Here is a 6,607-nt window from a genome sequence, read left to right as displayed (position 1 = left end):
AAACGTGGCAGCTTACCGTCCACCAGAAGTCCGGCACGATGCGATACACCGACCAGTGTTCCGGTACTGTCGAACAGATCGACCAGGAAAAAGACGAAAATCACGCTGACCATGCGGAAGTAATTTTCTGCCGTTCCAGCAGCCACAGCCGCGAGCCGATACGGCGTGGCCGGAAGCTATCGCCCCACCAGCCGCGTTTGTCGCCGTCGCCGCCGGGCAGTACATCGTCGTTTTCGGCGCGGCGGTCGGTGCCAAGGCTCATCCATACTGCCGATTTAAGCCAATCCACCCCGGCAAACAACAGGCGGCAGCCGCCGTCTGCTTGAGGCATCAGTCCCAGCATAGTGCTTACTCCATTTGTTCGTTCGGCTGGTCGGTATTGCCGCCGCCGTCGTTTTCGTGGTGGGTGTGGCGGTTAAACAGCGCACGCATCCAGCCCATGCTAAATTTGCCGCCTTGGTCTTTCACGTCTTGGGCAAACACCGCCGATTTGGTGCCGTTTACTTCGCCGTCCAGCGTAATTTTCGGTGCTTTGATGGTAGCTGATGTTTTGGCATTAACCTCAAACACAGGGGTCTCTATCACGCATTTGTCTTTGTACAGCGTGATGTGGTGTCCCCATAGGTTGTAAACCGCCGCTTCGCCCTCGGCCAGATTGTTGCGGCGCGTGCCCTTGTGCTCGGCGCACAAGGCAATCGGGTGGTCGTGGTTTCCCGCCACAAATACCACCACCGCCTCGCTGCCCACCGGCGGATGTGCCGAAAAACCGAATGGCTGGAACAGCTCCACCTCGTCATGCACATCGCCCGCCTGCGCCTCCAGGGTAACGGTTTGCGTGCCGGCGGCATCGTTAATTAAATTTAAAATCGCGCGGCCGATCATGTTTTTCAGCGCCTGCATTATGATTTTCCTCTTTCAAAGTTTCCGGGTTTGTAATTGCCTTGCGCATCGGGTTTGATCACAAGCACATCGCCGGATACCGCGTTTTGCCCCTTACCCTGCCGCCCGCGTTTGCCGCCACTGCGGCCTTTACCGCGTGCGGGTTTGGCGGCGGTGTTGCGGTTGGCTTTTTCCGCTGCTTCGGGCGATGGCAGCAGCGCTTCCGGGCGGATTAGCTCGATTTTGGTTATCTCGCCCGAATCATCGTAGCCGTACTCGACCGCCGAAATCAGCAATTCGCCCTGTACTGCCAGCGTAGCCGCTTCCACTTGTGCCCGCTGGTTGATGTCCCACAGCTGGCCATTGTGCTGCGTCCAGCCCGCCACCGTGCAGGATAGCTGGGTGCTTTTCGCTTCGCGCACCTGCTTTTCCCATTCCGCCTGCCGCCGTGCCATCTCGGGCGTAGCCTGCCCGTCGGCGGATTTGGCAAACGGCCGGTGGCGCTTGATGGCCTCATCCTTAACTGACGAGCGCACATGAGCCGCCGCCTTGCCGTGGTCGTTGTCTTTGCCCGCCCGCTGGCCGGTGATGGTGTATTCTGAAAACCGCTCCGAATAATCGTAATCGGCCGTGCCGGATTTGATGTTGCCGCCTAAAACCAGCGGCGTAGCCGCCTGTTGTGCCCCGGCATGGGTCAAAACCAATGCGCCCCGTGCCTGTACCAGCAAAATACCGGCGATTTTCGCCGCCCGTTCCAAGGCTTTAAATACCGTTTCGCCCGGCTCGGTTTTAAACACCGCCAGCGGCTTGCCCGGCTCGGTCTCCAACACCACCTCGATACCAAACGGTGCACACAGCTCTTTAGCCAAGTCCAAAATCGACACATTACGCCATTGCTTCACGGCGGCGGCGCAATCCACCAAATCGCCGGTTTTATCCCGTCCGGCCACGGCAATGCTGTGGCTGCTGTCCGATACATCGAGCGTGGTTTTGTCGATATAACCCTTAATCACCACCTGCCCGGCCACCCGCACTTCGCACTCGTCGTTCGGGCGGATCGGCCAATGTATTGCCTCGCCGCCCACGTTTTCGGTGCACTCGATGTTAAATGCACCAGCGGCAGTGCCGATGCTACGGATGATGGATACGCTCGTCCAACCGCCGTACAAAACGCCGTTTACCAATAGCTCGATAGCCATTTACTGCTCCTTAATCCGACAACACCCGCAGCGGGCGCACCGGCATAAAGCCCGGATGCGCGACCGGGTTGTGCCGCAAAATCTCGCTACTGCGCCGCGCATCCCCGTGCAAGCGATAAGCCAATACCACCACCGGCAACGGGCGCTGCAGGGTGTAATCCACTAGGCGCGGCAGTTCGTTTTCCGTGTCCGGCAAAGCCTGCACGATAGCGGCGCGCAAATCCTGCGCCGCCGAAAATGCCGAATCCGGCAGCTGCGGCGCGAGCTCGTCTAACCACTCCAGCAGCGAGCGGCGCAGCGCCACCGCCTCATCCAGCGATTCAAACAGCGGGGCAGCGGCCGCCTTTGGTGCAATGCGGCTGGATGGTTGGTTGCTGCCGCCACCGAAATTGCCACCCGGCTGCGGCAGCTCGATATGCACATCATCCGGCCGCACAACCGCCGTGGCCGCAGCCGCATTCAGCGCCGCCGCCTCAAACAACACCTGCACCGCCTGCCGGTTGGATTCGGCACGCTGATACGGCGTAGGGTTGGCCGGCAGCCCGCGCGATACTTCGCGCTTCCCGCCGCGAAATGCGCGCGCCAGCCCCATAATGCCGCCCAACGGCTGGCTGAAGCTGCCGGTTAAATCGGTAAACAGTCCGATGATGCGGCTACCCAACACCGCCGGAGCAGCCGATAGCTCGCCCACCGCATCCAACAACTGCCGCACCTGCTGCAAAAACGGCGATTGTTTGGCCAAATCCAGCAGGCCGCCCACCGTGGTCAGTCGCTGGATGCGCTCGGTGAGCGCCTGCAGATTGTCGTGGCTTAAAAAATCCGGCAAGCCGTCCAAATCAAACCACTTACCGAAGGCTGCAGCCAGCTGCCCGTCCAGCGTATCCGCCGCATCCAACAGACTGCCTGCCGGGTCGGATTCCGCCGCCGGATAGCGGCTCTCGCCGGCTTCCACGAAGGTTAAATCAAACACCGCCATACCGCCGGCTTCGCCGCTCTCACTCACGCTTACCGCTGTGCATACCACGCGCAGCGCGCCGAAATAGGGGTGCACCAACTGGCCGGGTCCGGGTGCGTTGACCGCATCCAGCAGCGCATCACGCGCCTGCTGGTAGTCCTTGCCCACCACAAAGCCGCGCAGCGTAAAACCCCGCGCCTTCGCGCCGAGGTCTTCCACGTAGGGCTTGTCGCGGCCGGGGTATTCGTGCACCACCACCCGCCGACCCTGCTCGCTGCTGTGCGCTTCCACGCCGAATGCCGCCTGTTTAAAAGAGGCCGGCCGCAGCCTGTCTTTCCACGCCATTTTTTTGCTCCTAAGTTGCCAGGCTGTAACCTTGCTTAGTGCTCAACTGCACGCCGTTGCTGGCCCGAGCCTGCATCCGCGTGCCGCGCGGCACATTGCTGTGGTCAATATGTACAGCCACCTTATTCAGGTTTTGCGTTTTACCCACCAGCGCACCTGCAGGGCCCGTACCCGGAGCCGCCGCGCCATCGCCGCCACCGAACACCGAACGCACGGTGTTGCCCAGTGATTCCAGTTTATCCAATGCCCACTGCAACTTTTCGCGTATCCAGTCCCACACCCCGGCAATATAGCCTTTCAGTGCCTCAAAGCCGCCGCGCATCAGGTTCAGCGGCGAGAAGCCGGACAACACCCCGCCGATGGCGGAGAGTGCGGCAACAAAGGTTTGCCGGATTTGCGGCCACACCCCTTTCAGGTAGCTCCACACCGCCGTCATCGACTGGATCATCCAGCCTACAGGCGTAAAATTGAGAAATAAGTAGCCAAGCACCTCAAACGCCGAAGCGCACAGCTCCTTAATCAGTTCCCACGCCTCGGCAAACGCGCCCGACACCTCATCCCACAATCGGCTGAAATAGGCGCCGATGCCGTCCCAGTTGCGCCATATCACATATACCAAACCGGCAAACGCCACCACCAGCCCGATAATCCACGTAAGCGGATTAGCCAGCAGCGCGGCGGTAAAGCCCCAAATCGCAGGAAGCGCGCCGATTAAAGCCACTGCCAGCGAGCCTACCGCCCACGCCACATTCACAAACGCCGCTACCAGCGGCATAGCCAAAATGGTTGCCACAACCAGCATCGTATTGCCGAAACCGCCTAAGTAATCGTTGATTTCGTTGAATTTATCGTATAGCTTGGTGCCGAACTCCCACGCTTTTTCAAACGCGGTTACCAAGTTTTTACCGATGGTTTCGGCCAGTTTTTGCAGGCTGCCGTCTTGCGCCATCGCATCGATTTTTTCCAACAGGCCGCTTAGTTTATTTTTTAGATAGTCGAATACGCCAGAATCGGCGATCATCAGCTTAAAGCGCTCCCAGTTGTCCGAGAGGTTGGACATCATGCCAGCAAATGTGCCTGACAGCTTGTCCATCGCCCCACCGTATTTTTCGTTCCAAATGGTTTGCAGGGTGGCGCGGATTTGTTCGCGGTTGTTCTTGTCTGCCATTGCCCGCATCTGGCGCCCGTGTTTATCGGTGTATTCGTAGATGATGCGGTTAGTACCTTTAATGGCTTCCGCTTTAATCCCAAACTCTTTCAGGCGCTCGTTTTGCCCGGTCATGGCATCGGCAATCGCCTCCACCGTCTGCATCAGCGGCTTGCCCATACCGGCGGCGGTATCGCCCAGCGTGGTCAGCAGCCCGTCTTTAACCGGGTCGAGGCCGTAGGATTTGAGCTTCACAAAGGCTTCGTTCACTTCGCTCAATTCATAGGGTGTTTTTGTTGCGAACTCGCTTACCCACGCCATCGACTGCCTGGCTTTTTCGCTGCTGCCTTCGATGGTTTCCAGCACGCTACGGTAGCGCTCAAATTCGCTGGCCGTATCCACCACGCCCTTAACCATAAACGCCGCGCCAGCAGTCAGCACCGCGCCGGCCGCAGCATAATGTTTCAGGGTGGCAGTGGCCTGGCCAGTTGCCCGCGCTACCTGCGCCATCGCCCGCCCCACGCGCCCGTTGTTCAACGCGCCAAAGCGTTCGCGGATGGTACGCAGGGCGCGGCTGGCTCGGTCTTGTACGGTTACTTCTATCTCAGTTTTTGGCCTTGCCATTATTTACTCCAGGCATAAAAAACGCAGAGCGGCAGGCTCTGCGTTCGGTTGGATCGTCTGTTACGGGGTAATAGTCTTGATGTAGAGATATTGCAGCGACTTATCGGCATCCATGTGCGCGGACACCTCCAGCAAACTCGGGTAGTTATCCCAAGCCAGCCGCGCGGGCGCAGCCACAGTTGGCGGATTGCTCGGTAATCCAATCCACACAGGGGCAGTATAGGCATTATCGATACGCTTATCAGTTAGCGTGAGCCAGTCAGCCTTACCCTTAATATAGACAATTTCCCACTCTGCCGATGCGGCGGAGTAGCGGCAGCTTTTGCCGTATTTGTTGTTTTCGCAATCACCCTGCGGATGGCCCAGTATTTTTTCCACCGCCGCCTGCGGCCGTCCGGCAATATCCATTATCTGCCACACCGGTTTAATATCCGGCACAGGGGTAAAGGTTCGCTCGGCTTGCGCGGCGCTGGCGGATACTGGAGCGGAAGCCGCCACTGAAGCGGCGGCAGGTTCGGCAGGTTTTTCCGATCCGCCGCAGGCAGTCAGCAGCGCAATCAGTAATACGGGTAATACGGGTAAATATTTCATCGGGTTCTCCTTGTAAATAAGTCCCGTTATTTTACTCTTCCAGCTGTTCCCGAATCCAGCCCGCCCGCTCATACCACCATTGCAGCTCCTCGATGTCCAAGTCCAGCACATCGCCGGCGCTGCCCTTGAAGGTATAGGCCACTACTGCGGCGTAGTCTGCCCAGTCTGGCGGCCAGACAGCAAAAAACCCTGCATCTCCGCGCTCAACACAAAGGCATCGGCGCTGTCCATCTGCGCCAGCACGTTAGGCGGGATGTTGGTCAGTTTGCCCACCAGCGCAAACAGTGTTTTGGCATCCAAAATCAGGCTGTCCGGGCTGAATTTAATCTCCAAGCCCATCAAATCACGGCCGGTCGGGCGGCGGATGTCCAGTTCGCTGATTTCTTCGCGCCCGAACTGGATCGGGCTGCTCAACTGAATAATAAGTTTATCCATTTGCTTGTTTTCCTTTAGATTTCCTGCGCTTCGTATTTGCTCTCGAAGCGCACGCCGATATTGGCCTCTTCTGTGTTGCCCGTGCCCTCGCCGGCATACCAGGCATCGGAAAGCACCACGGTTTTGCCGCTGGCCAGTTGCAGGGTAACGGTGGCATTGTCGATGCTGGTTAAATCGGCCAGTTTCAAATCGGGGCGGTCGGTGATTTCGCCCTCGATAAACGGCGTTTGCGGGGTCTCTTTGTAACCGTGCACGCCGTCCGCGCCGATAATCGCCTCCCGCTTGCCTTTGCCTAAGTTGTAGGTAAAGTTGCCTTTGGCATCCAGCTGGTTGCCATTGACTTTGAAAAAAATCACGCCAGCACGGCGGTTTGATTTTGCCATGATATTTGCTCCAAACCCCGCAGGCTTTCAGGCAGCCTGCGGGGCGTTA

At 58.4% G+C, this 6,607-nt stretch carries 8 protein-coding genes; all 8 read right to left on the bottom strand.

The features are described 5' to 3' along the window. Window positions 1-100: 100 nt before the first annotated feature. A complete protein-coding gene (locus ACRPFF_RS08440; RefSeq protein ID WP_432674393.1) occupies window positions 101-262 on the bottom strand; it encodes a phage GP46 family protein in 162 nt (53 codons plus the stop codon). 86 nt (window positions 263-348) lie between these two features. Next, window positions 349-900, bottom strand: a complete 552-nt coding sequence (locus ACRPFF_RS08435; protein ID WP_432674392.1) for a phage baseplate assembly protein V — start codon at window positions 898-900, stop codon at window positions 349-351. Next, entirely contained in the window at window positions 900-2,078 is a 1,179-nt protein-coding gene (locus ACRPFF_RS08430) for a phage baseplate assembly protein (RefSeq protein ID WP_432674391.1), read from the bottom strand. The genes ACRPFF_RS08435 and ACRPFF_RS08430 overlap by 1 nt, the downstream gene beginning before the upstream one ends. Before the next feature lie 10 nt (window positions 2,079-2,088). Further along, window positions 2,089-3,378 carry a DNA circularization protein gene (locus ACRPFF_RS08425; protein WP_432674390.1) on the bottom strand — a complete coding sequence of 430 codons (1,290 nt, stop codon included), beginning with the start codon at window positions 3,376-3,378 and terminating at the stop codon, window positions 2,089-2,091. A 10-nt stretch (window positions 3,379-3,388) separates the two neighbouring features. Beyond that, complete coding sequence (locus ACRPFF_RS08420) at window positions 3,389-5,149, bottom strand: tape measure protein (RefSeq protein ID WP_432674389.1); 1,761 nt, start codon at window positions 5,147-5,149, stop codon at window positions 3,389-3,391. Window positions 5,150-5,209: 60 nt separating this feature from the next. Then, complete coding sequence (locus tag ACRPFF_RS08415) at window positions 5,210-5,740, bottom strand: hypothetical protein (protein ID WP_432674388.1); 531 nt, start codon at window positions 5,738-5,740, stop codon at window positions 5,210-5,212. 141 nt (window positions 5,741-5,881) lie between these two features. After that, window positions 5,882-6,175 (bottom strand): phage tail assembly protein, encoded by a 294-nt coding sequence (locus tag ACRPFF_RS08410; RefSeq protein WP_049258260.1) that lies wholly within the window; start codon window positions 6,173-6,175, stop codon window positions 5,882-5,884. Window positions 6,176-6,189: 14 nt separating this feature from the next. Then, window positions 6,190-6,558: a phage tail tube protein gene (locus tag ACRPFF_RS08405; RefSeq protein ID WP_049258259.1), complete on the bottom strand. Its 369-nt coding sequence runs from the start codon at window positions 6,556-6,558 to the stop codon at window positions 6,190-6,192. Between the last annotated feature and the right edge of the window lie 49 nt (window positions 6,559-6,607).

The organism is Neisseria sp. SLRRB23 (assembly GCF_050896295.1).
Lineage (GTDB): Bacteria > Pseudomonadota > Gammaproteobacteria > Burkholderiales > Neisseriaceae > Neisseria.
Note: the sequence above shows the minus strand (reverse complement) of the source record. Positions and strands in the feature narration are given on the sequence as shown.

What these genes read in the sequence shown, in the direction of transcription:
- ACRPFF_RS08440 (WP_432674393.1), bottom strand. Translation starts at nt 262, where the DNA reads ATGAGCCTTGGCACCGACCGCCGCGCCGAAAACGACGATGTACTGCCC.
- ACRPFF_RS08435 (WP_432674392.1), bottom strand. Translation starts at nt 900, where the DNA reads ATGCAGGCGCTGAAAAACATGATCGGCCGCGCGATTTTAAATTTAATT.
- ACRPFF_RS08430 (WP_432674391.1), bottom strand. Translation starts at nt 2,078, where the DNA reads ATGGCTATCGAGCTATTGGTAAACGGCGTTTTGTACGGCGGTTGGACG.
- ACRPFF_RS08425 (WP_432674390.1), bottom strand. Translation starts at nt 3,378, where the DNA reads ATGGCGTGGAAAGACAGGCTGCGGCCGGCCTCTTTTAAACAGGCGGCA.
- ACRPFF_RS08420 (WP_432674389.1), bottom strand. Translation starts at nt 5,149, where the DNA reads ATGGCAAGGCCAAAAACTGAGATAGAAGTAACCGTACAAGACCGAGCC.
- ACRPFF_RS08415 (WP_432674388.1), bottom strand. Translation starts at nt 5,740, where the DNA reads ATGAAATATTTACCCGTATTACCCGTATTACTGATTGCGCTGCTGACT.
- ACRPFF_RS08410 (WP_049258260.1), bottom strand. Translation starts at nt 6,175, where the DNA reads ATGGATAAACTTATTATTCAGTTGAGCAGCCCGATCCAGTTCGGGCGC.
- ACRPFF_RS08405 (WP_049258259.1), bottom strand. Translation starts at nt 6,558, where the DNA reads ATGGCAAAATCAAACCGCCGTGCTGGCGTGATTTTTTTCAAAGTCAAT.